Source organism: Arthrobacter sp. K4-10C, assembly GCF_059090085.1.
Genome location: NZ_JBNHFI010000003.1, coordinates 258,899 through 284,043, shown reverse-complemented (window position 1 = coordinate 284,043; position 25,145 = coordinate 258,899). Strand labels below are relative to the sequence as shown.

Genomic DNA, 25,145 nt, shown 5'->3' with positions numbered 1-25,145 from the left:
CAGTTCGTGAAAGAATCAGCTCATGCCTGAAACTGCCGCCACAGCTGATACACGTACGCCCTCAGGACGCCTGGCCCTCGCCGCGTCGGAGGAAAAGATCGCACTCGGCCCCCTTGACGGCCGCTACCAGTCCGCCGTCGCCCCGCTGGTCGACTACCTGTCCGAAGCCGCCCTGAACCGGGACCGTGTGGCTGTGGAAGTTGAATGGCTCATCCACTTGACCAGCAACAACGTGCTTCCCGGAGCCGCCGCCCTGACCCAGGAACAGCAGGACCAGCTCCGCGCCATCGTCACCGAATTCGACGCCGCCTCCGTGGCCGAACTGGCCGACATCGAAGCCGTCACCGTCCACGACGTAAAGGCCGTGGAGTACTACATCGGCCGGCGGCTTCCCGCCATCGGCATCGAAAACCTGACGGCAATGGTGCACTTCGGCTGCACCTCGGAGGACATAAACAACCTCTCCTACGCCCTCGGGGTCAAGGGCGCTGTGGAGGACGTGTGGCTGCCCGCGGCCCGCGCCCTCGTTGCCCAGATCAGCAAGATGGCGGAGGACAACCGCTCCGTTCCCATGCTCTCCAGGACGCACGGGCAGCCGGCCACCCCCACCACGCTCGGCAAGGAGCTGGCGGTCATCGCGCACCGCCTGAACCGGCAGCTGGACCGGATCGCAAGGACCGAGTACCTCGGCAAGATCAACGGCGCCACCGGAACCTACGCCGCCCATGTTGCCTCCGTTCCCGGTGCCGACTGGCAGCAGGTGTCCCGGTCATTCGTGGAAGGCCTGGGGCTGACCTGGAACCCCCTCACTACGCAGATTGAAAGCCACGACTGGCAGGCCGAGCTGTACGCGGACGTTGCCCGGTTTAACCGCATCCTGCACAACGTCTGCACGGACATCTGGAGCTACATTTCCATCGGATACTTCGCCCAGATCCCGGTTGCAGGCGCTACCGGCTCCTCCACCATGCCGCACAAGGTCAACCCGATCCGGTTCGAAAACGCGGAAGCGAACCTGGAGATCTCCAACGGCCTCCTGGACACGCTGGGCGCCACGCTGGTCACCTCCCGCTGGCAGCGCGACCTCACGGACTCCTCCAGCCAGCGCAACATAGGCGTGGCATTCGGCCACTCGCTGCTGGCTATCTCCAATGTTGCCAAGGGGCTCGAGCGCCTGGACGTTGCCGAGGACGTGCTGGCTGGGGACCTGGACACCAACTGGGAAGTCCTGGGCGAAGCCATCCAGATGGTCATGCGGGCAGAGGCTGTTGCCGGCGTGAAGGGTATGGAGAACCCCTACGAGCGGCTCAAGGACCTCACCCGCGGCCAGCGCGTGGACGCCGCCCGCATGCGGGAGTTCGTGCAGAGCCTCGGCCTTTCCGCCGACGCCGAGGCGCGCCTGCTCGCGCTGACGCCCGGCAAATACACGGGGATCGCGGACCAGCTGGTGGACCACCTCAAGTAGCCGCACCGCAGGACGCAGAAGAATTACGACGGCGGCGCCGGGCTTGGTAAGGCCCGGCGCCTTCGCGTTGCCGGGCTGGAAGGGCTGAGCCTGCCGTTCGGTGCCCGGAGTGCGAAACTGGAGTGCATGAAGCTCCTGCTCATCCGCCATGGACAGACCCCCGGCAACGTCCTCGGCCAGCTGGATACGGCCCACCCGGGACCCGGTCTCACGGAACTCGGCGAGCGGCAGGCCGAGGCCATGGCCCGGTCTTTGGCCAACGAGCCCATCGAGGCACTGTACGCCTCCACGCTGATCAGGACCCAGATCACGGCCGCGCCGCTGGGCAAGCTGCGCAGCCTCGACGTGGAAGTGCTGGACGGCTTGCACGAGATCGAGGCGGGCTCCCTGGAAAAACTCACCGACCACGAGTCGCACAAGCGGTACATGGGGACAGTAATCTCCTGGGCGGCCGGAGACCTGGACCGGCGCATGCCGGCGGGACCTGACGGCCACGCCTTTTTCGAACGCTTCGACGCAGCCATAGCGAAGGTAGCCGAACGGGCGGCCCGGGAGCAGCACGGCACCGCTGCAGTGGTGAGCCACGGCGCCGCCATCCGCACCTGGGCCGGGCGCCGCGCCAAGGACGCGGACCATGAGTTCGCTGCGCGCCACGTGCTGGCAAACACGGGAATCGTGGCCCTTGAAGGCGATATCGATGCCGGCTGGAAGCTGATCCACTGGGACGGAAGTCCGGTCGGCGGGCTGGCGCTGGCCGACCCGACGGCGGAGGACCCCATGGGCAGGGACGCGGCCGGGGCCTAGGCCCGCATACTCAGCCGGCTGTTTCCGGGCAGGGGCAGCCCGACCTGACGGCAACCTCCGTATAAGCGGCAGCAGGGGCGGAGGGGCGCCAGGCGTCAAGCTGGAATCCGCACCGGCAGCGCCACACTGGCGGCAATTCGACCGCTCGGGCGCCTTCCTGCTCGAAGGTGTAGCCGGCCGCAGGGCGCCCGATGGCAGGAGTCACCAACTCCATGGGCACTCCGCAGTGGATCCCGCTGCTTCGCTGAGGTGAAACCTCGGTAAAAGTGATCAACGTGCTCACGACTCCATCGGACAGTTCGTTTAGACTGATCGTAAGCCTACATATTACTAGGCTAACTAGCTAGTCCTGCTAACTACTTATGGCTGTGCCGGCCCTCAGGCGCACTGACCGCCTCGGCCATCTTCTCCATGAACGCCACTACGACCCGCGCCTCGTCGGCGGTCAGGCTTTCGGCAACTGCCATCATGCGGCTGTGCATCGCGCCGAGTGTTTCCCGCACCTCCCTATCGGATTCCACCGTGGGAACGACGACGACGGACCGCCGGTCTGACGGGTGGGCTTCCCGCCGCACATGGCCGCTTGCCGCCAGCCGGTCGATCAGCGAGGTAGTGGAGGCGCTGGTAATACCCAGGAACTGGCTCAGGTCCTTCGGGACCACCGTTTTTCCCGAGGCCTGGACGCGCAGTAGGTACCGCAAGGCCAGAAGGTCAGTTTCACCCATCCCCATGGAATCCCGGGTTGACCGGCGCATTGTGGTCTCCGCCGCCCGGTAGTCACGCAGGGATTTCAGGACGGCTGCCCCGTAGTCCAGCTGCCCATCCGGGCCGTACCAGTAGCCGGAGCCTTCGTTACCTGTGGAAACCATGAGAATATTTTAGACGGTCTGATAACTAGGCGGCCAAGTAACCCTATTCCGCACAGCCTGGCGTGTTATCCGGTCCCTTACCCGGAAGAAACACCGGCGTAACCGCGGGCTTCTAGCCTTTTAGTGCATAACCCTCCGGCGAATCGAGGCAACTATGCAGACCAATCCAAGGCTGAACATCCGCCAGGTTTCCTGGTCCCACCCCGTAGGGGCGGACCTGCGGCGAGCGCAGCAGGCCGAACTTGATGCCCGCTTTGGCACCACGGACCACGAACCCGGCACGCCGCCGTCGGGCGCTGACTGCGCCGTTTTCCTCGTGGCCTATGACAAGGGATCGGGCCAGCCCGTGGGGTGCGGGGGCCTTCGCCTCCTGGACCCGTCAACAGCGGAGATCAAGCGGCTGTACGTTGTTCCCTATACGCGCGGCTCGGGGGTGGCCAGCTCCATCCTCGCAGCGCTGGAGGCGGAGGCCTTCAAGCAGGGAATCACGCGCATCAAGGCGGAAGCCGGTTCGGCCCAGCCTGACGGGCGGAACTTCTACCAGAACTCCGGGTTCGAGCCGGTGCCAAACTTCGGGTCCTACGTGGGCGTCGAGCACTCGTACTGCTACGCCAAGAGCATCAACGCACAGAGTGCCGCACACACCGCCATGGCCTAGCAGCCGCCCAGCCACCACTTCACGGAAACTGTAAGCCAAGGCTGACCTTTCACCCGCCGTTTACCACGACGCTTCCATCAGTTCTCGGGACTGGACCACATTGAACAGCCCGGCTGTTTATCGAATCGATAGCAATAACAGCCCCGCATTCCCCATGCCCGGCTATAGGCTGTGCGGACATGCTCCGGTTCCAGTCAGAAATGAGTCCTGATCGTGCGTAAATTCCAAACTATGGTTGCCGCCGCCGTCGCCGCCACCCTCCTTGCAGGCTGTGGCGGGGGCACCCCTTCGCCCGCCGCCTCCGGCGAAGCCTCCTCAGCCCCTGCCGGTGGTTCCGGCGAGACCCTGGTGGTGTACACCAACTCCAACGGCGAAGGCCGGGGTGAATGGGTGACCACCAAGGCAGCCGAGGCCGGGATCAAGATCGAGATCGTCGGTGCCGGCGGTGCAGACGCCACCAACAAGCTCATCGCAGAGAAGAACAACCCCATTGCCGACGTGGCCTTCGGGCTGAACAACATGTACTTCTCCCAGCTCAAGGCAGAGGACGTGCTGGAACCCTACGAGCCGTCCTGGGCAGGCGAGGTGGACAAAGAACTGGCCGACGGGGAAACGTACTGGCCCCTGGTCAAGCAGGCCATCATGCTGGGGTACAACTCGGACAAGATCTCCAGGGACGCCGCCCCGCAGGACTGGACGGACCTGTGGACCAAGGATGAGTTCAAGGACCGCTACGAGCGGGTAACCGGCCTTGGCACCGCCACAGCGCAGCTCGTCTTCGCCGGCATCCTCAGCCGCTACCGTGACGACTCGGGCGACCTGGGCATCTCGGACGAGGGCTGGAAACAGGTGGAGCAGTACTTCCAGAACGGCAGCCCCGCCGTCGCCAAGACTGATCTCTTCGCCCGCATCGCTTCCGGCGAGGTGGACATGGGGCAGATGCCGTCCTCGATCATCGCCGAACGGGAAAAGTCCTTCAAAGTAAACGTCGAAACAGTCATCCCGTCCGCGGGCGTCCCCCTCGCCGTCGAACAGATTGCACTGGTCAAGGGCACCGAAAAGAAGGAACAGGCGCAGAAGTTCATCGACTGGTTCGGCAGTGCGGATGTGCAGGGGCAGTTCGCCAAGCAGTTCAACTCCATGCCGGTCAACAAGGCCGCCGCGGCCCAGGCCAACCCCGAAGTGGTGGACTTCTTCGCGGACCTCAAGCAGCAGGACATCGACTGGGACTTCGTGCAGGAGAACATGGGCGCCTGGGTGGAAAAGATCGAACTGGAGTACATGACGTAGCCCGGGGTTCCCGGCAGCTATCCGTTCCGATTTGGGCCGCTCCACCAGACAGGTTTTGCCATGATCCGCTTGGACAACATCGAAGTTACCTTTGGCGAATTCACCGCCATTCCCAACCTGGACCTGCACGTCCGGCCCGGTGAATTCTTCACCCTGCTGGGGCCCTCCGGCTGCGGTAAGACGACGGCGCTGCGCACCCTGGCAGGCTTCATCCAGCCGGCCAAGGGGACCGTCCGGGTGGACGGCAAGGACGTCACCCGGCTTCCCAGCGACAAGCGCCAGGTGGGCATGGTGTTCCAGAACTATGCCCTCTTCCCCAGCATGAGCGTCTGGGAGAACATCGCCTTCGGGCTGAAGGTACGGAAGGAGAAACCAGCGGACAGTGACCGCCTGGTGCGGGACATCGCCCGGCGCGTGGAGCTGAGCGATGAGCAGCTGGCCAAGAATGTGGCGGAGCTGTCGGGCGGGCAGCAGCAGCGGGTTGCGGTGGCGCGTGCCCTGGTGCTGAGGCCCAAGATCCTGCTGCTGGATGAGCCGCTGTCCAACCTGGACGCCAAGCTCCGGCACCAGCTCAGGCAGCAGCTCAAGGACCTGCAAAGCGAGTTCGGCATCACCACCGTCTACGTCACCCACGACCAGGACGAGGCGCTGGCCATGAGCGACCGGGTGGCCGTGTTCAACAAGGGCGTGGTGGAGCAGGTGGGGACGCCGCAGGAAATCTACGACCATGCCGCCACTGAATTCGTCTGCAACTTCATTGGAGACAGCTCAGCCCTGACGCCCGAGTTCGTCGCCGGGGTGAACAACCTTTCGGATGCCGGACTCAGCACGGGTGCCAGCTCCTACCTGCGCGTGGAAAAGGCGTCACTGGACATGCCCGTGAACGGCCGCGGCGCCGTCGGCCTTCCCGGAAAGGTTGTCTCCCGCACCTACCATGGCCTGCACAGCCGGTACGTGGTCCGCAGCCACGGCGCGGACATCCGCCTGCTGGTCAGGGAGGACGGCGCGGCCCACCCGGAGGCCGGCACGGAAACCACCGTCTACCTCCAGCCGGCACACATCCTGCAGTACCATCCGAAAACGGGGGTTGCCCTGCGGCAGCAGGATCCCGCGGCAGCCCTGCCATGAGCAGCGCTTCCATCCGAACCATGGCCCGCTCCCCGTTCGTGCTGGTGGTGGGCGCGGTGCTCACGTGGTTTATAGCGGCCTTCCTGGTGTGGCCCAACGTGAACGTCCTGATTGCCACCTTCTTTCCGGACGGCAACTTCTCCGGGCGGGCCGCGGAGAAGCTGTTCTCGTCGCAGCGCGCCATGAAGGCGCTGGGCAACAGCTTCCTGCTGGCGGTGGCGCTTTCCATCACCGTCAACGTGGTGGGCATCTTCATTGTCCTGGTGACGCACTACTTCCGGATCCGTGGCTCGCGGATCCTTTTCCTGGGCTACGCATCCACCTTCATCTACGGCGGCATCGTGCTGGCTGCCGGCTACAAGTTCATCTACGGGGACAAGGGAATTGTCACGTCGCTCTTGCTGAAAGTGTTTCCCGGCATGGACCCGGCGTGGTTCTCCGGGTTCTTCGCGGTCCTGGTAGTGATGACTTTTGCCACCACCACCAACCACATGCTGTTCGTAGCCAACGCGCTGAAGGGCATTGACTACCAGACCGTTGAGGCAGCGCGGAACCTGGGCGCCTCCACGTGGACCATCCTGCGGCGCATCGTGCTGCCCATGCTCAAGCCGACGCTGTTCGCAGTGACCATACTGTCCTTCCTCACCGGCCTGGGTGCCCTGAGCGCCCCGCAGGTGCTGGGCGGACGCGACTTCCAGACCATCACGCCGATGATCCTGACCTTCACCAACAGCCCCACGTCCCGTGATCTCGCCGCACTCCTGGCAGTGATCCTGGGCCTGGCCACCGTGCTGATGCTCGCCGTAATGACCCGGATGGAGAAGGGCGGCACGTACTTCTCGGTGTCCAAGGTGTCCTCGGAACTGCAAAAGCAGCAGATCACCAGCCCCGTGGCCAACGCCGCCGTCCACGCCGTGGCGTACCTGCTCTTTGCGGTGTACACGCTTCCGGTGGTGCTGATCGTCCTCTATTCGTTCGCGGACGGCGCCGCCATCCAGACCGGCCAGCTCTCGCTGGGCAGCCTGACCATTGAGAACTACGCCCGGGTCCTGACCCAGCCGTCCGGGCTGCGGCCCTTCATCGTCAGTGTGGTGTACAGCGCGCTGGCTGCCCTCATCGCCGTCGGCGGCCTGTTGTTCGTGGCGCGGCTGCTCCAGAGGTACAAGAACTGGGTGGCGTCGCTCTTCGAGTACCTGCTCCACATCCCCTGGATCCTGCCCTCGGCGCTGCTTGCCCTCGGCCTGATCATCAGCTACGACCACCCAAATCCGCTTGTGGGCGGAGCGGTACTTACCGGGACCACGGTGATCCTGCTGATCGCCTTCGTCACAGTGAAGATCCCCTTCACCCTGCGCATGCTCAAAGCGTCCTTTGCGTCGGTGAACTCCTCGCTGGAGGAAGCAGCGGCCATCATGGGGGCCAAGACGCTTTATGTGTTCCGGCGGATCCTCCTGCCGCTGGTACTGCCCGCGGCCGCCGCCATCACCGCCCTGAACTTCAACAGCCTGCTGGACGACTACGACACCGCCATCTTCCTGGCCCACCCGCTGGTCCAGCCGCTGGGCCTGGTTATCAAGGCCAACACCGATGGCGCAGAAGGTGTGGAAGGGATTGCCAACACCTTCGTCTACACAGTGCTCCTGATGCTGATTACCGGCGTCACCATGTACTTGGTGTACGGCCGCTCCGCCCGCCGCGGAGCGGGAAAGAAGCGCCTGCCTGCGGTTCCTCCTGCCTCGTCGGCGGCAGTTCCGCTGCCCGCCGCTGCGTCCTCCTCCGGTGGGGACAGCAAGCTTCCCGCCGCGCCCGTGCGCTGATCAGCCTGCAGGACGGCTTCCGACGACGGCCCTCTGGTTCCGCCGTCGGGCCAGGTTGAGCAGGCGGTCCCGGAGTGGCTGGGCGCCGTCGGCCAGGGCAACACGCAGGAGCGCCGCGGACGCCACGCTCAGGGCGCGGGTCCGCAGCCGGCGCTGCCTGTTGTAAGCGTGGAGCGCCTGGTCTTCCGGCATCGACTTGAGGAGGTCGGCCAGTGTTACAGCGTCCACCAACGATTCACAGGCGCCACGGCCAAGACTGGGGATCATGGCGTGCGCGGCGTCGCCGATGAGCACGGTCCTGCCGCGGACGAAGGTACCGAGCGGCGGGGCTGTCCAGATGCGCTGCACCAGCGAGTCCCCGGGAGTCGCGGCAGCCAGGACCTGGCGGATGGCCGGCGCATGCCCGGCGTAGCGCTCCCGTGCCTGTCCCAGGACTGACACCTTGTCGATCCCGTGGGGGCCAAGCCCGGAGCGGTAGCTGGCGTACCAGAAGCTGCCGGTCGGGGCGGCGGCGATGCCGAACAGGTCGCCGCGGCCCCAGTACTCGCCCACGTCGTCCGGACTGGCAGGGAAAGGCACAGTTCCCCGCACGGCAAGGTAGGGCGTGAGCCTGGCAGCGGTGCGGGCACCCCAGACCTCGCGGCGGACCACACTGTGGACGCCGTCAGCGCCCACCACCAGGCCGGCAGCAGCCGGAGGACGCTGGACATGGCTTGTGACGCGCTGGACCGAGCCCGGAACAGCCGAGTCCAGGAGCCTCAGCAGGTCTTTCCTGGAGACAGCGAACATTCCGTTGGCATCCAGGGTCACCCACGGTTCACCGGCAGCGTTACGGACTGAGCCGCTGCCAATAACGGGGCTGACCGTCCGAGCCTCACCGAGGATCCCCAGCCGCGCCAGTGCACGCTGGGCGTTCGGCCACATTCCCAACGCGGTGCCCACGGTGGGCAGGTCCGGCCGCTTCTCGTAGACAGTAACCCGGAAGCGGCTTTGGTCCAGGCATGCCGCGAGCGCAAGCCCGGCGATGCCGCCTCCCACGATCGAGATCGTTTCCATGCCCGCCATCTTACTACTTTTGTAGTAAATCGAAAGAATATAACTAGACTGGCTTCATGCCCGACCGTCGCACCCAGTTGCTAGATGCTGCATTGGCCGTTGTGGCGGACAAGGGGATGAAGGGCCTCACCCATCGTGCGGTGGATGCGGCGGCAGGACTGGCGGAGGGGACCACGTCCAACTACTACCGCAACCGCGCCGCCCTCGTTGAGGCGGTGCTGGACCGCCTGCTGCATCTCGATGCGGAACTCCTTCGAAACGTCGGGCCGGCGGGCCCGCCGTCCAATACCACGGAACTGGCCGGGCAACTGGCAGCGATGGTCCTTGCCCTAGCCGGGCAGCACACGGGACTCACCCGGGCACGGCTGGCTCTCTCGCTGGACCATCCCGAGGCAGTGACTGCCGGCCACTACCTGCTGGTGGGTGGCCTGGAACAGACTCTTACCGCCCTGGGGGTTCCGGACGCGCCGGTCCGGGCACGGGATGTGGCGGATTACGGCGACGGTGTCCTGCTTCATCTTTTGACGGTCAGGCGGGATGAGAAGCCGGAAGCAACTGCCATTGCGGCCGCCATCCGGCGCCTGCTTGCCTAGCTTGCGCCCGGCCACCCGGTGTACGCCTCGGCCAGGTAGGCCATTCCGTGGCGGGAGGACACCAGAGAGTTGAGCTCGCCGAGCTGGCGGGCACGGGTGAAATCGTCCGCGTCGGCGGGGGTGTGCAGCATGGTGGTCATCCAGTAGGAGAACTGCTGCGCCTTCCACACCCGCTCCAGCGCGCGGTCGCTGTAGGTTTCCAGCAGCCGGTCAGAGCCGGAGTTGTAGTGGCTGTCCAGCCCTTCGAAGAGGACCTTGACGTCATGGATGGCCAGGTTCAGGCCCTTCGCCCCGGTGGGCGGTACGGTGTGCGCCGCGTCTCCGGCCAGGAACAGGTTGCCGTGGCGCATGGGCGTGTGGACGAAGCTGCGGAACGGCAGGACCATCTTCTCAATGACCGGCCCTTCCTTTAGCTCGAAGCCGTTGCCGTTGACCCGGCTGCGGAACTCGGCCCAGATCCGGTCATCGTCCCACTCGGCCACGTTCTCCTTGGGGTCGCACTGGAAGTACATTCGCTGGACTGTGTCGGTGCGCTGGCTGATCAGGGCGAACCCGTTGGCCGAGTTGGCGTAGATCAGCTCATCGGAGCTCCGCGGGGCTTCGGCCAGGATGCCGAACCAGGCGAACGGGTACTCGTGGAAGTACCACTTGCGGTGGGACTCCGGGATCTGGAAGCGGCAGTGGCTGCGTGAGCCGTCAGCGCCCACCAGGAAGTCTGCCTGGATTTCGTACTCCGCCCCGTCGGCGTCGGTGAACCAGACCTTCGGCCTGCCCTCCAGGTCCTGCGCTACAGTGTCCGTGACGCTGTAGCGGACGTCGCCGCCGTCGGCCTTCCTGCGCGCGGCGAGGTCCGTGAAAACGTCGGTCTGCGGGTAGAGCCAGACGGACTCCCCCACGAGGTCCTTGAAGTCCACACGGTGGCTCTCACCGTTGAAGCGCAGTTCGATGCCGTCGTGCCGGTCGCCGTCGCGCAGCACCCGGTCCGAGACTCCGCTGTCCACGAGCATGTTGACCGTGCCGTGCTCCAAAATGCCTGCGCGGACGGTCTCTGAAATTTCCTTGTGGCTGCGGACCTCGATGACCGTGGAATCGATGCCGACCTTGGCCAGCAGGTGGGACAGCATCAGCCCGGCCGGACCGGCCCCCATGATGACCACCTGGGTGGAGATGATGTTTCGTGCCATGGTTCGTCTCGCTTCGGTGCGGGGCCCGCGCTGCGGTGCCGGAGTGCTTGGTTCCGGCACCAGTGTGCGGCAGCTGCGGTGACCGCCGTAACAGCAATTCCGTTGAACGGGATTCTAGGAGTCGCCGAGGCCGCGCGCGATGCCCCGGGCCGCGGTCTGCAGGGCGGGCACCAGGGCCTGCAGGCGCATCTCGTGCAGGGGAACCACGACGCCGAGCGAGGCCACAGCGCGCTGCCGGCGGTTGAGCACGGGGACGGCGATGCCCCAGGTGTCCGGGTCCACCACGCCCTTCAACTGGGCGAAGCCCTGCCGGGCCGTTTCGCTGAGCAGCCCGCGCAGGGCGTCCGCCGTGACCTTTCCCTCGGGGTCGTTGAACTGGGCAAGGTATTGGGCCTGCAGCGTCTTGTCCTGGTGCGCCATGAGGGCCAGTCCCGCGGAGGTGATGTGGACGGGCATGCGCCCGGCCACCTGGGCCCGGTTGGCCACCGAACCCCGCCGCGACAGCCGCTCAACGAACAGCGCCTCCCACCCGTCCAGGACCGCAAGGTTCACGTTCTGGTTCAGGACCTGCTGGATGTCCTCCATGAACGGCATGGCCGCCTGCCGCAGGGCCAGGGTGGGCGATGTCCTGTTGACCAGTTCCCACAGGCGCACCCCCGGCCGGACCAGTCCACCCGGCGCGGTTTCCAGCAGGTCGTGATCGGCCAGCTGGTGCACCAGCCGGTGCGTGGTGGTCAGCGGCAGGTCCGCGCGGACCGCCAGTTCGGACAGTTGAAGGGCAGTGACGTCCTGCGGAAAAGCCGAGATGAGCCGGACGATCCGGTCCACTACGGAATCACCGGACCTCGAGTTCGCCACGCCGCACCAGCTTCCGTTGAATGGTTGTGGTACCCAGCGTACCGCGCCGGGAAGGGCGGTCAGGCCGCCGTCGTCCGTTGACGGAAACGGCGCCACACGCCGGGTGCCACAACCACGGCGATGCCGACGGCAGCTCCGATCACCGTCTCGATGATGCGGTCGCGGAGCAGGATGCCGGGGGAGGACGGAACCACCAGGAGCGTGGAGATGAGGGCGAGGGGTGTCACGAAAACCTGGGCCAGCAGGTACTGGCGGATGATGAACATTTCCGCACCGAACTGGCAAAGTGCCATCACCAGCACCGTCTGCCACGGCTGCAGTTCCAGCAGCACGATGCCCGCAAGGATCACCAGGCCCAGTACGGTGCCGATAATTCTTTGGATGCCGCGGCGGATACGGTGCCGGGTGGTGTGGCCCACCAGCGGAACCACCGCCGCCACCATGGCCCAGTAGTTGTGGCCGAATCCCAGCCAGTCCCCCGCCCACGTGGCCAGGGCCCCGGCCAGCCCGGCCGCCACGAGGTAGCCAAGGCCTTCCAGCCACGCCGCGCGCCTTTCGTAAGGGGTGCGGCGGATAGGCGCGGGGCGGGTCCACGGCGTCCGTTGGCTCGGCAGCACCCTGGCGGAGAACCCGATCAGCAGGCAGAACGCCGTGGTGAGCACGGAGACAAGCATCCCCTGCCACAGCGCGGGCTGGTTGGGGATGGACGCGATGGCAGCGAAGGCGAAAATGTGGAAAAGGGAACCGGCCGGCCGCAACCGGAGCCAGGAAATGGCCACCGAGCAGGCGCCGGCAACCAGGGTGGTGGCCAGCACCAGGAGCCAGGTAGTGGCGGCACCGTCCAGGCCCCACGCCGCCTCCAACCGCGCGGCAAGCGACGCCAGGAGGATCACCACCAGCATGAGCACGCCGGCCCGCAGCTGCAGTGAGAAGCGGACCCCGTGCGGTTCCCCGCGCCCGTAGATTCCGGTGAAAGCGCCGAACGAGGCGAAGATGGCCAGGTCCAGCCGTCCCAGCAGCACCAGGGTGAGCAGCGGAACGAAGACCCCCACCGCGCACCTCAGGGCGGGGTGGTGGTCCTTGTTGCCGGGGGCGATGCTGAACATCTCAGCGAGCATCTTCACGTGGACTGTGGCGCCTTTCCTGCAGTTTCCGGGTGGAGGTTTCCAGCGGGCGGCCGCGCTGACGGTCCTGCTAAATCCTACGGCCCCGGCCTGAAACCTGCCCGGCGCGTTCCCTTGAATGGAATCAGCAGGCAATGCCGCCGAAACAGCGCCCCGTGATGCTTATGCCATGACGCCACGCGCACCGAACTTCCCCGCCGCCGAACTGAGCTGCGAAGTCTGCGGCCTGATGCCCGAACCGACCAAGACCCGGCTGACCCTGGCGAACGTCGCCGTGATGCTCCCCATCGAACTCCTGGTGCATGCCCTGGTGGTGGGTACCCAGCTCCCCTACTTTGCCAAGGTGCTGGTCCTGACCGTCACCGCCACCGTCCTGGTGATCTGGGTGGCGGAGCCCTCGGCCACCCGGATCCTGCGGCGCTGGCTGCACGCCCCGGCGCTGCGGCTCCGCAGGAAGCTCAGTGCGGCGCCTGCGCTCTGGCGGGCGCGCACCATCCTGCGCGACGAGCCCGGTTCGCTGGAACGGGTCACCAGGGCGCTGGCCCGCACCGGCACCAACATCCTGAGCATCCATGTCCATCCGGTGCCGGGCGGTGTCCTGGACGAGTTTGTCCTTGCCGCGCCGGGCGGCGTCGGTGAGCGCGAGCTTCTGGAGGCGCTGCTGGACGCCGGCGGTTCAGCCCCGCAGGTGTGGTCCACCACCAGCCTGGCGATGGCGGACGGCCAGACCCGGGCGCTCAGCCTTGCAGCCCGGATTGCGGATGCGCCTGATGAACTGCCGCTTGCCGTGGCGGAACTGCTGCGGGCCAGGATCCTCACCCCGGCCGAGGAGGGCATGGCCCGAGACACGGACGACGCCGGCACCCGACTCAAGATCCCCACCGCATGGCACGGTCCCATCACCTTCGTCCGTCCCGGCGAACCGTTCACGCCGGCCGAGTCGGCCCGCGCCCACCGGCTCGCAGAGCTCGCGGAGATCCTGGCGCACCGGGCCCCGCCCCGCCCAACCAGGTAGCACTAGATGTCGTTTTGAGGCCCCAAAAGGACATCTAGTGCTACCTACATGCGGGGCTACATCCGCAGGGTCAGGGCGCCGGGGACCATGGTCATCAGGACGTGCTTGCCCTTGCCCTCGTGGTCACCGTCCAGCTGGTAATCGTCAGGGTGTTCGAGCGTGATTTCCACGGTCTTGCCCTGGAAGTACTCGACGGCGGTGTCCTTGCCCCGGCCTTTGCCAATCATTCCGGCAATCACCGAGAGCCAGCCGAGCCGGCCGTGATGCGGCGCCAGGACCGCGATGTCCAGCAGTCCGTCGTCCATCTTGGCCTCAGGGAAGATCTCCAGGCCGCCCTGGACCTTGCCGCAGTTGCCCACCATGACACTGCGGACCCCGCGGCGCACCGCCCGCCGGCCGTCAATCACGATGGTGGCCCGGACGGGTTTGCCCGGCAGGTTGCGGATGCCGGCGTCCACGTAAGCCAGCCAGCCGACCTTGTGCTTAAGCTCCTCGTCAGTGTCGGCCATGATGGTGGCGTCGTAGCCCACCCCGGCCATCACCAGGAACAGCTGCTCCCTGTCGGGATCGCTGCGGCGGGCACGGACCACGTCGATCTTCCGCTCGGTTCCAATCAGTGCCCCGGCCATGGCGCCGTCGTAGTCAGTGACGTCCATGCCCAGGTTGCGGGCCAGCAGGTTTCCGGTGCCCAGCGGGAGCAGGCCCATCGGCACGTCGCCGCCAGAGAGAACTTCAGCCACGCACCGCACCGTCCCGTCGCCACCGGCAGCGATGACGATGTCCGCCCCCGCGGCCAGGGCGTCCTTCGCCTGGCCGACCCCCGGGTCCTCCTTCGTGGTTTCGTACCACAATGGCTCGCCCCAGCCGTTCTCCACGCAGTGCTTGGCTACCAGACCGCGCACGTCAATGTCCACCGGCTTCGCAGGATTGACGATGACGGCAGCGCGCTGAAGAGAGGTGGAGCTGTGGGCAGTCATGGTGTCCTTCGCTGGAAATGGAAAGGCTGCTTCTGAAAGAAGCGTAGCCTGCCCCGGGCAGGCTACGGAGCAGGCTGTGGCGCATCGGCCGCTTACAGGGCCTTCACTGCCCCGAGCACCTGCGCCAGCGAGTCCTTTGCGTCACCGAAGAGCAGGGACGTCTGCGGCTGGTACAGCAGGTCATTCTCGATGCCCGCAAACCCCGGACGCATCGACCGCTTCAGGAACACCACCTGCCGGGCGTCCGCCACCTCCAGGATGGGCATGCCGTAGATGGGCGAGCCGGAGGAGGTCTTTGCTGCCGGGTTCACCACGTCATTGGCACCCACCACCAGTGCCACGTCAGCAGTCTTGAACTCCGGGTTGATCTCGCCCATTTCCTTCAGCGATTCGTACGGCACGTTGGCCTCGGCCAGGAGCACGTTCATGTGCCCCGGCATCCGGCCGGCGACTGGATGGATGGCAAAATCGACATCGATGCCGCGCGCTTCCAGGGCATCGGCCAGTTCCGCCGCCGTGTGCTGGCCCTGCGCCACCGCCAGGCCGTAGCCGGGGACAATGATCACCCGCTGCGCATATCCCAGCAGCACAGCCACGTCCTCGGGGCTGGAAGACCGGACGGGACGCTCGCTCACGGCGGTGGACCCCGCCGTCGAACCTCCCCGGAAGGCTCCGAACAGAATGCCGGCAACGCTGCGTCCCATCGCCGCCGCCATGGCGCGGGTAAGGATGGTTCCCGAGGCGCCCACGAGCGTTCCGGCAACCACCAGGAGGACGTTGCCCAGCACCACGCCGCTGGCGGCGACGGCCAGGCCGGTAAAGGCATTCAGGAGGGAGATGACGATGGGGACGTCGGCGCCGCCCACGGGCAGCACCAGCAGGACGCCGGCGGCCAGCCCCAGTAGAAGGAGCAGCACCGCCAGCACAGGGGAACCGGAGAGGATGACGACGACGGCGGCCGCCACCGCGGCGAGAAGCACCGTGGCCATTACCACAGGGAGTCCCGGGAAAACCACCGGGCGGGTGGTCATCAGCTCCTGGAGCTTGGCGAAGGTGACACCGGACCCGGCGAACGAGATGGCGCCCACCAGGAGCGTGAAGACGATGGCCAGGCGGACCCAAGGATCATCCGTGTGGGCCAGTTCAATTAGGGCCACCAGGGCCGCGGCGCCGCCGCCCACGCCGTTAAACAGCGCTACAAGCTGCGGCATCTGGGTCATTTTGACGCGCCGGGCCACCGGGGCCGCCACCGCCGATCCCAGGGCTATTGCGCCGAGGATCCAGGGGACGTTCTCCAAGCGGGCGGACAGGAAGACAGTGACGACGGCGATCAGGGCGCCAAGTGCCCCGACGAGGTTGCCGCGGCGCGCGGTCCGCGGGGAACTGAGGCCGCGCAGTGCCAGGATGAAAAAGACCGCGGCGACGAGGTACAGGAGCGAGGTCCAAACGGGATCGAGGAGGCTCATTTGTTGCCCGCCTTGGGCGCCGCCGGGCGGGATACTTCCTTCTTCGCGTGGAACATGTGCAGCATCCGGTCCGTGACCACGAATCCGCCCACCAGGTTGGCGGTGGCCAGGACGACGGCCAGGAGTGCGACGGCGAGGATCCACGGGTCGGTTGCCTGGCCGGCAACAATGATGGCACCCACCAGGATGATGCCGTGGATGGCATTCGCCCCGGACATCAGGGGCGTATGCAGGGTGCTGGAGACTTTCGAGACCACTTCAAACCCCACAAACACGGCCAGGACCGTGATGGTCAGCAGGCTCATTCCATCCATCAGAGCGCCCCTTCCTGCCGTGCATGGGTTTTCTGTGCCAGCAGTTCGGCGGTGGGCTGGTGCCGCACCCCGCCGTCGTGGGTAAGGCAGGCGCCCGCCAGCACCTCGTCGCCGAAGTCGGGTGCAACGGTGCCGTCACGCACCATCAGCGCCAGCAGGTTGGACACGTTCTTGGCGTAAAGCCGGGAGGCGTCCGAGGCCATCGCCGAGGCCGGGTCCTTCAACCCGATCAGGCTGACGTGCCCGGCGCCGTCGGCCGTGGGGACGGCGATGTCCGCGCCCGGAACCACACCCTCCACGTTGCCGCCCGACTCCGCTGCGAGGTCGACGACGACAGAACCTGGGCGCATGCCTTGCACCATCTCACGGGTCACCAGGAGAGGGGCGGGCCTGCCGGGGACGGCCGCCGTCGTGATAAGCACGTCCGACTGCGCCACGTGGGGCGCCAGGAGCTGCCGCTGCCGGGTGCCGGCGTCCGTGCTGAGCTGGCGGGCGTAGCCGCCGGACGCTTCAGCTGTTTCAAGGTCCAGCCGGATGAAGGTTCCGCCCATGGAAGCGACCTCGTCGGCTGACGCGGGACGGATGTCGTTCGCGAAGACCCTGGCGCCCAGCCGTTTGGCGGTGCCGATGGCCTGCAGGCCGGCGACGCCCGCGCCGAGTACCAGGACCCTGGCCGGGGGCACCGTGCCGGCGGCGGTCATGTAAAGGGGGAAAAACCGCGGCAGCCGGATGGCCGCTTCCAGTACGCAGCGGTAGCCGGCTACCAGCGCCTGGGAGCTGAGCGCGTCCATGGACTGGGCGCGTGAAATGCGCGGGACCAGTTCCAGCGCGAAGCAGGTGATGTGATGCTCTGCGAGTGCCTGCACGGTATCCAGTTCGGACGACGGCGAGGCGAGCCCCACGGTGACGGCTCCCGGCTTCAGGGAAAGGGCCGTGTGCGGGTCCAGTGGCCGAACGTGGGCCAGGACATCGAGCTCCCCCATGTCCAGCAAGGCCACAACGGCGGCGCCGGCCTGCCGGTAGTCGTCATCGGAATGGCCTGCGGCCTCACCCGCACCGGCCTCTATGAGTACGCCAAGCCCCATGCCTGCCAGCTGCTTGACCGATTCCGGCGTAGCGGCAACGCGGCGTTCCCCCTCGCGGCGTTCCCGCGGTATGCCCAGTTTCACCCGCTGACTCCCCTCACAGACGAGTGCGGCAGCGCTGCCCGGCCGGTCCGGCACCTGCGCCTTACCCTTGCGGGCGGGGCTTCGCGGAGCGGCGCTGCTGCACGTAGTTGGCTAGAGTCTATGGCCCGCGCTGCCGCGGCGGGAGTAGGGCGGTGGGCTGATGTGGAAACAGTTACTCAGCTGTGGCCCGGCGCCCGCCGGACTTCGGGCCGCCGGCCAGGCGGTAGGAATCCTGCAGGAGCTCCCCTAGGAGCGTCCTGTCGATGCGGGCCAGCCGCACCAGCACCAGTTGTGGTGAGCGCTCGTGGTGCGGGGTCCAGTAAAAAATTCCCGGCTCGGTGCCGGCCAGCGCCTCGCGTTCTTCCGTCTTGACCGTGAGGACGCCGGGCTCCCAGATCCGCGCCATCAGGGTCTTCGCAAACCACGCGGGCTGTCCCCAACTGGGCCGCTCCGTAACGCCCGGGAAAGCCAGGGCTGCTGCACGGACGTCGTCTTCGGTGACCATGGCGGCTTAGCCCCGTGCGGCGAGGTCTGCCGAGATGAGCTTGGCCGTGGCCACGATCTCCTGCGCCACGGAGGCGAGGTAAGCGTCCCGGTCCGGTTTGGCGGCGACGGTTTGCGCCTGGAGGGAGACGTTGACGGCGGCCACCACCTTGATGGGTCCGTCATAGACGGGAGCCGCCACGGACATCAACCCCAGCTCCAGTTCCTGGTCCAGAAGGCACCAGCCCTGGGCACGGACCGAATCCAGGACGGCCAGCAACTCTGGTACGGTTCCCAGTCCGCGCGGGGTCAGGGGTTTGATGTCCGCCGCGCCCAGGTAGGCCTCCAGTTCGGCCGGCGGAAGGTGGGCCAGCAGGACCCTGCCCATCGAGGTGGCGTACGCCGGGAAGCGGGTGCCCACCGTTATGCCAACATTCATGATGCGGCGGGTGGTCACGCGGGCGATGTAGGCGATATCCGTGCCATCCAGCACCGCTGCGGACGTGGATTCGCCCAGCTTCAGCGAGAGCTCCTCAAGGTGCGGCTGGGCCAGCTGAGGGAGCGAGAGCCCGGACAGGTACGCATAGCCGAGCTGGAGGACCTTGGCCGTGAGCGCGAACGTCTTGCCGTCGGTCCGGACGTAGCCCAGCTCCACCAGGGTGTGCAGGAACCGGCGTGCGGTGGCCCGGGTCAGGCCGGTCCGGCCCGCGACTTCCGTCAACGTCATGACCGGGTGGTCCGTGTCGAACGCGCGGATAACGGCCAGCCCGCGGGCCAGCGACTGTACGTACTGGTCGCTGGCTTGCGGGGCCGGCTGGGTGTCCGTACGGACGGCGTCTGTCATGGTTACCAATCCTAGGGGCGTCCCTAGACCGCGGCAGCGGCCGCCTGGAGCGGGACGGGGACGAGTTCCTGGAGTTCTTCGAGGGTGCAGCCGAAGGTTTCGCGGACGGTGACGCCGTCGGGTCCGGTGAGGAAGACGGCTTTGTCGGTGTAGACGCGGGTGACGCAGCCGACGCCGGTGAGCGGGTAGGTGCAGGTTTCCACGATCTTGGAGGCGCCTTCGCGGGTGAGCAGGGTCATCATCACGAAGACGTCCTTGGCCCCCGTGGCCAGGTCCATGGCCCCGCCTACGGCGGGAATGGCCCCGGGTGCGCCGGTGTGCCAGTTGGCCAGGTCGCCGGTGGCGGAGACCTGGAACGCGCCCAGGACGCAGATGTCCAGGTGCCCGCCGCGCATCATTGCGAAGGAGTCGGCGTGGTGGAAGTAGGACGCGCCCGGGAGTTCGGTGACGGGGATCTTGCCTGCGTTGATCAGGTCGCCGTCGATCTCGTCATCCTTGGCTTCCGGTCCCATCCCGAGCATCCCGTTCTCCGTGTGGAGGGTGATGTCCTGGTCCGCTGTGAGGTAGTTGGACACCAGGGTGGGCTGGCCGATTCCGAGGTTCACGAAGGAACCCGGGGCGATGTCTTTGGCCACCAGGCGGGCCAGGTCCTCGCGGCCCAGCGGCGTGGTGGAGGTCTGGATGGATGTTGCGGTGCTCATCTCAAGCCACCTTCACTGAAGTGTTGCCGGGCACGCGGACGATGCTGTTGACGTAGATTCCGGGAGTGACCACGTTTTCCGGATCCAGGCTTCCGGTGGGGAGAATCTCGGAGACCTGGACGATGGTGTGCTTTGCCGCGGCGGCCATGATGGGGCCGAAGTTGCGGGCGGTCTTCCGGTAGACGAGGTTGCCCTTGCCGTCGGCCTTGAGGGCCTTGATCAGGGCGACGTCGGCGTGGATGGGGGTTTCGAACACCTGGCCGCGGCCGTCAATGATCCGGGTTTCCTTGCCATCGGCCAGCATGGTCCCGTACCCGGTGGGCGTGAAGAACCCGCCGATCCCGGCCCCGGCAGCCCGGATCCGCTCTGCCAGGTTGCCCTGCGGCACTAGTTCAAGCTCGATCTCCCCGGCCTTGTACTTCGCGTCAAAATGCCAGGAATCGGACTGCCGCGGGAAGGAACAGATCATCTTCTTCACCCGGCCTTCCTTGATCAGCAGCGCCAGGCCCTGGTCGCCCTGGCCGGCGTTGTTGTTCACCACCGTGAGGTCTGTGGCACCGCACTCCAGCAGCGCGTCGATCAGTTCGAACGGCTGCCCGGCGTTGCCGAAACCGCCGATCATCACCGTGGAACCGTCCGTGATCCCGGCCACGGCCTCACTTACGGTGTCTACGAAGTTCAGCATTACTTGTCCTTTCCCTTGGAAGCGGTGACGTTTTCGAGCACGACGGCCAGGCCCTGCCCGACGCCGATGCAGATCGCGGCCACTCCCCAACGTTCACCGGAGGCCTGCAGGGACCGGGCGAGGGTGCCCAGGATGCGGGTGCCGGAAGCACCGAGCGGGTGGCCCATCGCGATGGCGCCGCCGTGCCGGTTCACGATGGCGGGGTCGATGCCCCAGCCGTTGATGCACGCCAGGGACTGCGCGGCGAACGCTTCGTTGAGTTCGACGGCGCCCACCTGGTCCCAGCCGATGCCCGCCTTCGCGAGGGCCTTGTTCGCCGCCTCCACGGGCGCGTAGCCGAAGTACTGCGGATCATTGGCGTGCGCGCCGCGCCCGGCGATGCGCGCCAGCGGGTCCAGCCCCAGCAGCCCCGCGGCAGTCTCGGAGCCCACCCAGGCAGCGGAGGCGCCGTCGGACAGCGGGGAAGCGTTGCCGGCGGTGACGGTGCCGCCCACCTCGGCGCCCTCGGGTTCGTTGCGGAACACCGTCTTCAACGCCGCGAGCTTCTCCGCGGTGGAGCCCGGGCGGATGCCCTCGTCGCGGACCAGGTCCGTGCCAGGCACCGGTGCCACCAGGTTGTCGTAGAAGCCCTCATCCCACGCCGCGGCGGACAGGTTGTGCGAGTTGGCCGCGAACTCGTCCTGCGCCTGGCGCGTCACCCCGTACTTCTCCCGCAGCCGCTCGGTGGCCTCGCCCAGGGAAATGGTCCATTCCTTCGGCATCGCCCTGTTCACCAGCCGCCATCCAAGGGTGGTCGAGGCCAGGGTCAGGTCCCCGGCAGGGTACGGCTTTTCCGTTTTGGGCAGCACCCACGGCGCACGGGACATCGACTCGGCACCGCCCACCAGCACCAGGTCCGCGTCGCCGGCGCTGATCTGCCGGGACGCGATAATCGCAGCATCCAGAGACGACCCGCACAGCCGGTTCACCGTGGTGCCCGGGATGGACACCGGAAGGCCCGCAAGCAACGTGCCCATCCGGGCGATGTTCCGGTTCTCCTCGCCGGCGCCGTTGGCGTTTCCGAACACCACCTCATCGATCCGCTCAGGATCGAGGCCCGGAGCCCGCTTCACGGACTCCCTGATGACATGCGCTGCAAGGTCATCAGGGCGCACCGCAGCAAGGCCGGAGCCGAACTTACCGAACGGGGTGCGCACGGCGTCGTACACAAAAGCCTGGTTCATGGTTCCTCTGGTTCTCTGGGACCCAACTACGTAGCAGTTGATGTCGTTTTGAGGGTCCAAAACGACATCTATTGCGACCTAGTTGGGTGGGGTGGGGGTTTCGTCGGCGGGGGTGTGCGTGGTGTCCAGTTCGCGGAAGACCTGCTGGGCGGTCTTGAAGGCGGTGTTCGCGGAGGGGACCCCGCAGTAGATGGCGGTCTGCAGCAGGATTTCCTTTATCTCATCCCTGCTCAGCCCGTTGGTGAGGGCTGCCCGGATGTGCATGGCCAGTTCTTCCCAGTGCCCGTGCGCCACCATGGCGGTCAGGGTCACGGCGGAGCGCATCTGCCGGGACAGGCCGGGCCTGGTCCAGATTCCACCCCACGCGATCCGGGTGATCATGTCCTGGAAGTCCTCGGTGAAGCTGTCCTTGTTGGCATTGGCACGGTCCACGTGGGCGTCGCCCAGGACTTCGCGCCGGACCGCCATGCCGCCGTCGTAAATCTCCTGGCTGGTGGCATCCGGCTGGACCACCCCATGGCGCTCCGGGCCGTGCCGCTCAGTCCCGCTCATTTGCTTCCTCCACTGGTTTCAGCCCAGTCCAGCAGGTTCCGCATCAGCTCGGCCGTGTGGGCGGGTGCCTCGGCGGGGGCAAGGTGGGCGACGCCCTCAAGCGTCACGGCGGTTGCGGTGCCGCCGCCGGCGGTGATGCCGGCCGCCACTTCCTCGGCCATCGACGGCGGGGCCACGCCGTCCAGTGCTCCGGCGACCACCTGGGTGGGCACGCGGATACTGCCGAGTTCCTCGCGGATGTCGAAGGCGGCCAGTGCCTCGCAGCAGTAGGCGTAGCTGAACCTGTCGGCGTCGCGCAGGGCGTGCAGGAGCCGGCTGCTGACTTCGGGTTCCCTGTCCATGAAGCCCGGCGCAAACCAGCGCTGCGCGGAGCCCTGGATCATCACGGGGGTGCCCTGGCTGCGGACGGTATCGGCGCGCTCCAGCCATCCCTCGGGGGTTCCGAGCTTGGCGCCGCTGCACTGCACGGACAGGCTCTTGAGGCGTTCGCCGTGCTTGATGCCCAGCTGCAGGCCGGTGGCGCCGCCCAGTGAGACACCCGCGTAGTGGAAGGCCTCGCCGGGGGCGATGGAGTCGACGAGGTCCACCACTGCATCGGCCAGCGCCGCGACGTCGAAAGGTTCGGTTGCGGCGGGTGAGACGCCGTGGCCTGGCAGGTCCCAGGCCACGACGTCGTAGCCGTTGCCCAGCAGGGACGCGGCACGGTTCCAGAGGATGGAGGAGGTGCCCAAGGAGGAACCAACCACCAAAAGGGGGTGTTCGCCGAGGGGTCGCTGCGGCGAAAGCAGTGCGGCTTTCAGGGCAGGTTTAGCCACGGCGGCCTCCGTTAGCGTCGGTAGCTGAAGTGGGACGATCCGAGGATGCGAAATCCGGGAAGGCAGCAAGGATCCGCCGGGAGATCTCCGGGGACTGGCCCAGGTAGCTGGCGGGGTCCAGCAGCTCATCGAGCCGCAGGTCTGTAACCAGGCCGGACGGAACGGCGTCCCGGAGCAGCTTCCGGTAGGTGGCTGCCTGCTCGGACGGTTGTGCTTGCAGGGTCTGGTCAACCACATGTTGCAGCTGCTGTTTCCCGTTGCGTCCGTCCTTCCCGGGAAGCAGCGGAGCGACGGCAGCGCTGACGCCCTCTGCCAGGAGCAGCGGGCCGGCCAGGTCAAGGTTGCGGCGCATGGCGTCCGGGAACACCTGCAGGCCTTCGGCGAGCTCCCGCACGTGACCGGCGGCGCCCAGTGCCAGGGCAAGCAGTTGTTGGAGCGCGGGCCACTCAATATGCCAGGCTCCGTCCGGGCGCTCATCGTTGAAGTTCGCGGCCGCCAGATGCAGCTGGGATGCCAGGTTGGGTGCCTGGAGGGCGGCGCTGCGGACCAGTACCGAGAGGACGGGGTTCTGTTTCTGCGGCATGGCGGAAGAGACGCCCCGGCCGGGGGCACGGGGTTCCGCCACCTCGGCCACCTCGGGGCGGCTGAGGAACAGGACGTCCGCGGCGATCTTGCCGAGTGCATCCAGCAGTGCTGCGAGGGCATTGCCAGTGGACGTGATGGCCAGCCGGTTGGTGTGCCAGGGTGCGGGAGCGGGGGCGAGGCCCAGCTGGGCCGCCAGTGCATCAGCGAGGCCGAACGGAGTGGCCGGGGAGCCTGCCGTCAGCGCTGTTCCGGCGGCGAGGGTGCCTGCAGCACCGCCGAACTGCACGGGAAATTCCAGGGCCGCAAGCTGCCGTCCCGCGCCTGCCAGGCCGTGGAACCACTGCGCGGCGCGGAGTCCGAAGGTGTAGGGCAGGGAGTGCTGCGTCAGGCTCCTGCCCACGCACAGCGTGTCCGCATGCCGCTCCGCCAGGCCGGCGAGCGCCGCCGTCGTACCTTTAACGTCGGCGAGGAGTGCCGCCACGGTGTTGCGGGCCAGCAGCATCAGCGCCGTGTCCAGCACATCCTGGCTGGTGAGCGAGGTGTGCACCGCCCTGGTGGCGCCAACGTTCGAGGTATCAAGTGCGGCCACGTGCCTGTTGAGGTCCGCCAGCAAAGGGATCACCGGATTGCCGCCGCCCTGGGCGCGCGCCGCAATGTCGGCGGCGTCGTACCGGCCCGGTTCGGCGGCGGAAGCTACGACGGCGGCGGAACCGGCGGGTGCCAGGCCCGCCTTTTCCAGCGCCGCGGCCCAGCCGGCCTCGACGGCGAGGATCGCCGACAGCACGGCCCCGTCCCCGGTCAGCGCCGCCACCAGGGGTGACGCCGAGACGGGACGCAGCAGGCCGGCTCCGGCGCCGGAAGCCGTTCCGGGGGCGGTGGCGTCCGTCACTGGAAGTCCAGAAAGACGGTCTCGCCCTCACCCTGGAGGCGGATGTCGAAAGTCAGGCCGCCGTCTGGATCACGCCGGGCGATGAGGGTTTTGCGGCGTTCCGGGTCCAGGGAAGACAGCAGGGGATCGTTGGCCAAGGCCTCCTCGTTTTCCGGCAGGTAGATGCGGGTGAAGAGCCGGTTGGTCAGGCCGCGGGCGAAGATGGCCACGGAGATGAACGGGGCTGCGCCGGGTTTTCCCGCAGAAGGCGCGGTGGGCCCGGGGTTGACGGTGGTGAAGGTGTACACGCCGGTGTAGCCGACGGCGCTGCGGCCCCAGCCGGTGAACGTGTAGCCGTCGCGCCGGAGGGACCCGGTCTTCTGCACGACGTTGCCCTCGGCGTCAGGCTGCCAGATCTCCAGGATGGCGTCCGGCACCTGCTCGCCGGCGCCGTCGTAAACGGTGCCCTGGAGCCGGATGGAGCCGGGCGAGCCGGGGGCGAGGAGTTCGTTGTCCTTTTCGAACGGCAGCGCATAGCCGTAGAACGGGCCGACTGTCTGCCCGGGGGTGGGGACGAGCTGTTTGGTCTGGTTGCTCATGTG

26 protein-coding genes are annotated in these 25,145 nt (G+C 67.0%); 8 read left to right on the top strand and 18 right to left on the bottom strand.

Going from position 1 to position 25,145, the window contains the following annotated elements; translation table 11 throughout:
• The first annotated feature begins 22 nt into the window (after positions 1–22).
• Entirely contained in the window at positions 23–1,465 is a 1,443-nt protein-coding gene (purB, locus tag AC5RUU_RS05845) for an adenylosuccinate lyase (RefSeq protein ID WP_493974266.1), read from the top strand.
• 126 nt (positions 1,466–1,591) lie between these two features.
• The gene (locus AC5RUU_RS05840; protein WP_493974265.1) at positions 1,592–2,269 is read left to right on the top strand and encodes a histidine phosphatase family protein; all 678 of its coding nucleotides are present in this window, start codon (positions 1,592–1,594) and stop codon (positions 2,267–2,269) included.
• Between the two features lie 356 nt (positions 2,270–2,625).
• Here AC5RUU_RS05840 and AC5RUU_RS05835 read toward each other — a convergent pair whose 3' ends face one another.
• Complete coding sequence (locus tag AC5RUU_RS05835; RefSeq protein ID WP_493974264.1) at positions 2,626–3,138, bottom strand: MarR family winged helix-turn-helix transcriptional regulator; 513 nt, start codon at positions 3,136–3,138, stop codon at positions 2,626–2,628.
• 154 nt (positions 3,139–3,292) lie between these two features.
• Here AC5RUU_RS05835 and AC5RUU_RS05830 point away from each other — a divergent pair, with 154 nt between their 5' ends.
• The 4 genes from AC5RUU_RS05830 to AC5RUU_RS05815 all read left to right on the top strand — a co-directional run bounded on the left by AC5RUU_RS05830 (position 3,293) and on the right by AC5RUU_RS05815 (position 8,031).
• Complete coding sequence (locus AC5RUU_RS05830) at positions 3,293–3,796, top strand: GNAT family N-acetyltransferase (protein ID WP_493974263.1); 504 nt, start codon at positions 3,293–3,295, stop codon at positions 3,794–3,796.
• A gap of 213 nt (positions 3,797–4,009) precedes the next feature.
• Entirely contained in the window at positions 4,010–5,086 is a 1,077-nt protein-coding gene (locus AC5RUU_RS05825) for an extracellular solute-binding protein (protein ID WP_493974262.1), read from the top strand.
• 60 nt (positions 5,087–5,146) lie between these two features.
• On the top strand, positions 5,147–6,214 hold the full coding sequence (locus AC5RUU_RS05820) for an ABC transporter ATP-binding protein (protein ID WP_493974261.1): 1,068 nt from the start codon (positions 5,147–5,149) through the stop codon (positions 6,212–6,214).
• On the top strand, positions 6,211–8,031 hold the full coding sequence (locus AC5RUU_RS05815; protein WP_493974260.1) for an ABC transporter permease: 1,821 nt from the start codon (positions 6,211–6,213) through the stop codon (positions 8,029–8,031). Before AC5RUU_RS05820 ends, AC5RUU_RS05815 begins: the two co-directional genes overlap by 4 nt.
• Here AC5RUU_RS05815 and AC5RUU_RS05810 read toward each other — a convergent pair whose 3' ends face one another.
• Positions 8,032–9,087 carry an FAD-dependent monooxygenase gene (locus AC5RUU_RS05810; RefSeq protein WP_493974259.1) on the bottom strand — a complete coding sequence of 352 codons (1,056 nt, stop codon included), beginning with the start codon at positions 9,085–9,087 and terminating at the stop codon, positions 8,032–8,034.
• 56 nt (positions 9,088–9,143) lie between these two features.
• Here AC5RUU_RS05810 and AC5RUU_RS05805 point away from each other — a divergent pair, with 56 nt between their 5' ends.
• Entirely contained in the window at positions 9,144–9,680 is a 537-nt protein-coding gene (locus AC5RUU_RS05805) for a TetR/AcrR family transcriptional regulator (protein ID WP_493974258.1), read from the top strand.
• On the opposite strand, the gene AC5RUU_RS05800 is transcribed toward AC5RUU_RS05805, so the two are convergent.
• The 3 genes from AC5RUU_RS05800 to AC5RUU_RS05790 form a co-directional block, all read right to left on the bottom strand.
• Positions 9,677–10,864 carry a 4-hydroxybenzoate 3-monooxygenase gene (locus AC5RUU_RS05800; RefSeq protein ID WP_493974257.1) on the bottom strand — a complete coding sequence of 396 codons (1,188 nt, stop codon included), beginning with the start codon at positions 10,862–10,864 and terminating at the stop codon, positions 9,677–9,679. The two genes, AC5RUU_RS05805 and AC5RUU_RS05800, sit on opposite strands and share 4 nt — an antisense overlap.
• A gap of 114 nt (positions 10,865–10,978) precedes the next feature.
• Positions 10,979–11,722, bottom strand: coding sequence for an IclR family transcriptional regulator (locus AC5RUU_RS05795; protein ID WP_493974256.1), 744 nt, complete (start codon positions 11,720–11,722; stop codon positions 10,979–10,981).
• Positions 11,723–11,781: 59 nt separating this feature from the next.
• Positions 11,782–12,846 (bottom strand): FUSC family protein, encoded by a 1,065-nt coding sequence (locus AC5RUU_RS05790; protein ID WP_493974255.1) that lies wholly within the window; start codon positions 12,844–12,846, stop codon positions 11,782–11,784.
• Between the two features lie 169 nt (positions 12,847–13,015).
• Here AC5RUU_RS05790 and AC5RUU_RS05785 point away from each other — a divergent pair, with 169 nt between their 5' ends.
• Positions 13,016–13,861, top strand: a complete 846-nt coding sequence (locus AC5RUU_RS05785; protein ID WP_493974254.1) for an ACT domain-containing protein — start codon at positions 13,016–13,018, stop codon at positions 13,859–13,861.
• A gap of 56 nt (positions 13,862–13,917) precedes the next feature.
• Here AC5RUU_RS05785 and AC5RUU_RS05780 read toward each other — a convergent pair whose 3' ends face one another.
• From AC5RUU_RS05780 to pcaG, 13 genes are all read right to left on the bottom strand, one after another.
• A complete protein-coding gene (locus tag AC5RUU_RS05780) occupies positions 13,918–14,838 on the bottom strand; it encodes a diacylglycerol/lipid kinase family protein (protein WP_493974253.1) in 921 nt (306 codons plus the stop codon).
• 92 nt (positions 14,839–14,930) lie between these two features.
• Entirely contained in the window at positions 14,931–16,304 is a 1,374-nt protein-coding gene (locus tag AC5RUU_RS05775; RefSeq protein WP_493974252.1) for an NAD(P)(+) transhydrogenase (Re/Si-specific) subunit beta, read from the bottom strand.
• Positions 16,301–16,618, bottom strand: a complete 318-nt coding sequence (locus tag AC5RUU_RS05770) for an NAD(P) transhydrogenase subunit alpha part 2 (RefSeq protein WP_493974251.1) — start codon at positions 16,616–16,618, stop codon at positions 16,301–16,303. The genes AC5RUU_RS05775 and AC5RUU_RS05770 overlap by 4 nt, the downstream gene beginning before the upstream one ends.
• Entirely contained in the window at positions 16,618–17,787 is a 1,170-nt protein-coding gene (locus AC5RUU_RS05765) for a Re/Si-specific NAD(P)(+) transhydrogenase subunit alpha (protein WP_493974250.1), read from the bottom strand. The genes AC5RUU_RS05770 and AC5RUU_RS05765 overlap by 1 nt, the downstream gene beginning before the upstream one ends.
• Positions 17,788–17,959: 172 nt before the next feature.
• Positions 17,960–18,292, bottom strand: coding sequence for an MmcQ/YjbR family DNA-binding protein (locus AC5RUU_RS05760; RefSeq protein ID WP_493974249.1), 333 nt, complete (start codon positions 18,290–18,292; stop codon positions 17,960–17,962).
• 6 nt (positions 18,293–18,298) lie between these two features.
• A complete protein-coding gene (locus tag AC5RUU_RS05755) occupies positions 18,299–19,114 on the bottom strand; it encodes an IclR family transcriptional regulator domain-containing protein (RefSeq protein WP_493974248.1) in 816 nt (271 codons plus the stop codon).
• Positions 19,115–19,137: 23 nt separating this feature from the next.
• Positions 19,138–19,815, bottom strand: a complete 678-nt coding sequence (locus AC5RUU_RS05750) for a 3-oxoacid CoA-transferase subunit B (RefSeq protein ID WP_493974247.1) — start codon at positions 19,813–19,815, stop codon at positions 19,138–19,140.
• A 1-nt stretch (position 19,816) separates the two neighbouring features.
• A complete protein-coding gene (locus AC5RUU_RS05745; protein WP_493974246.1) occupies positions 19,817–20,500 on the bottom strand; it encodes a 3-oxoacid CoA-transferase subunit A in 684 nt (227 codons plus the stop codon).
• Entirely contained in the window at positions 20,500–21,723 is a 1,224-nt protein-coding gene (locus AC5RUU_RS05740; RefSeq protein WP_493974245.1) for a thiolase family protein, read from the bottom strand. Before AC5RUU_RS05740 ends, AC5RUU_RS05745 begins: the two co-directional genes overlap by 1 nt.
• A gap of 78 nt (positions 21,724–21,801) precedes the next feature.
• Positions 21,802–22,275 (bottom strand): 4-carboxymuconolactone decarboxylase, encoded by a 474-nt coding sequence (pcaC, locus tag AC5RUU_RS05735; protein WP_493974244.1) that lies wholly within the window; start codon positions 22,273–22,275, stop codon positions 21,802–21,804.
• Entirely contained in the window at positions 22,272–23,090 is an 819-nt protein-coding gene (locus AC5RUU_RS05730; protein WP_493974243.1) for an alpha/beta fold hydrolase, read from the bottom strand. The genes pcaC and AC5RUU_RS05730 overlap by 4 nt, the downstream gene beginning before the upstream one ends.
• The gene (locus tag AC5RUU_RS05725; protein WP_493974242.1) at positions 23,083–24,564 is read right to left on the bottom strand and encodes a lyase family protein; all 1,482 of its coding nucleotides are present in this window, start codon (positions 24,562–24,564) and stop codon (positions 23,083–23,085) included. Before AC5RUU_RS05725 ends, AC5RUU_RS05730 begins: the two co-directional genes overlap by 8 nt.
• Complete coding sequence (pcaG, locus tag AC5RUU_RS05720) at positions 24,561–25,142, bottom strand: protocatechuate 3,4-dioxygenase subunit alpha (protein WP_493974241.1); 582 nt, start codon at positions 25,140–25,142, stop codon at positions 24,561–24,563. Before pcaG ends, AC5RUU_RS05725 begins: the two co-directional genes overlap by 4 nt.
• Positions 25,143–25,145: the final 3 nt, after the last annotated feature.

Bases quoted from the DNA above. Each gene is read 5' to 3' on its own strand.
- AC5RUU_RS05760 (WP_493974249.1), bottom strand. From the start codon at position 18,292: ATGGTCACCGAAGACGACGTCCGTGCAGCAGCCCTGGCTTTCCCGGGC.
- AC5RUU_RS05835 (WP_493974264.1), bottom strand. From the start codon at position 3,138: ATGGTTTCCACAGGTAACGAAGGCTCCGGCTACTGGTACGGCCCGGAT.
- AC5RUU_RS05745 (WP_493974246.1), bottom strand. From the start codon at position 20,500: ATGCTGAACTTCGTAGACACCGTAAGTGAGGCCGTGGCCGGGATCACG.
- pcaC (WP_493974244.1), bottom strand. From the start codon at position 22,275: ATGAGCGGGACTGAGCGGCACGGCCCGGAGCGCCATGGGGTGGTCCAG.
- AC5RUU_RS05840 (WP_493974265.1), top strand. From the start codon at position 1,592: ATGAAGCTCCTGCTCATCCGCCATGGACAGACCCCCGGCAACGTCCTC.
- AC5RUU_RS05755 (WP_493974248.1), bottom strand. From the start codon at position 19,114: ATGACAGACGCCGTCCGTACGGACACCCAGCCGGCCCCGCAAGCCAGC.
- AC5RUU_RS05820 (WP_493974261.1), top strand. From the start codon at position 5,147: ATGATCCGCTTGGACAACATCGAAGTTACCTTTGGCGAATTCACCGCC.
- AC5RUU_RS05800 (WP_493974257.1), bottom strand. From the start codon at position 10,864: ATGGCACGAAACATCATCTCCACCCAGGTGGTCATCATGGGGGCCGGT.
- AC5RUU_RS05810 (WP_493974259.1), bottom strand. From the start codon at position 9,087: ATGGAAACGATCTCGATCGTGGGAGGCGGCATCGCCGGGCTTGCGCTC.
- AC5RUU_RS05830 (WP_493974263.1), top strand. From the start codon at position 3,293: ATGCAGACCAATCCAAGGCTGAACATCCGCCAGGTTTCCTGGTCCCAC.
- pcaG (WP_493974241.1), bottom strand. From the start codon at position 25,142: ATGAGCAACCAGACCAAACAGCTCGTCCCCACCCCCGGGCAGACAGTC.
- AC5RUU_RS05770 (WP_493974251.1), bottom strand. From the start codon at position 16,618: ATGGATGGAATGAGCCTGCTGACCATCACGGTCCTGGCCGTGTTTGTG.
- AC5RUU_RS05750 (WP_493974247.1), bottom strand. From the start codon at position 19,815: ATGAGCACCGCAACATCCATCCAGACCTCCACCACGCCGCTGGGCCGC.
- AC5RUU_RS05740 (WP_493974245.1), bottom strand. From the start codon at position 21,723: ATGAACCAGGCTTTTGTGTACGACGCCGTGCGCACCCCGTTCGGTAAG.
- AC5RUU_RS05805 (WP_493974258.1), top strand. From the start codon at position 9,144: ATGCCCGACCGTCGCACCCAGTTGCTAGATGCTGCATTGGCCGTTGTG.
- AC5RUU_RS05785 (WP_493974254.1), top strand. From the start codon at position 13,016: ATGACGCCACGCGCACCGAACTTCCCCGCCGCCGAACTGAGCTGCGAA.
- AC5RUU_RS05780 (WP_493974253.1), bottom strand. From the start codon at position 14,838: ATGACTGCCCACAGCTCCACCTCTCTTCAGCGCGCTGCCGTCATCGTC.
- purB (WP_493974266.1), top strand. From the start codon at position 23: ATGCCTGAAACTGCCGCCACAGCTGATACACGTACGCCCTCAGGACGC.
- AC5RUU_RS05775 (WP_493974252.1), bottom strand. From the start codon at position 16,304: ATGAGCCTCCTCGATCCCGTTTGGACCTCGCTCCTGTACCTCGTCGCC.
- AC5RUU_RS05815 (WP_493974260.1), top strand. From the start codon at position 6,211: ATGAGCAGCGCTTCCATCCGAACCATGGCCCGCTCCCCGTTCGTGCTG.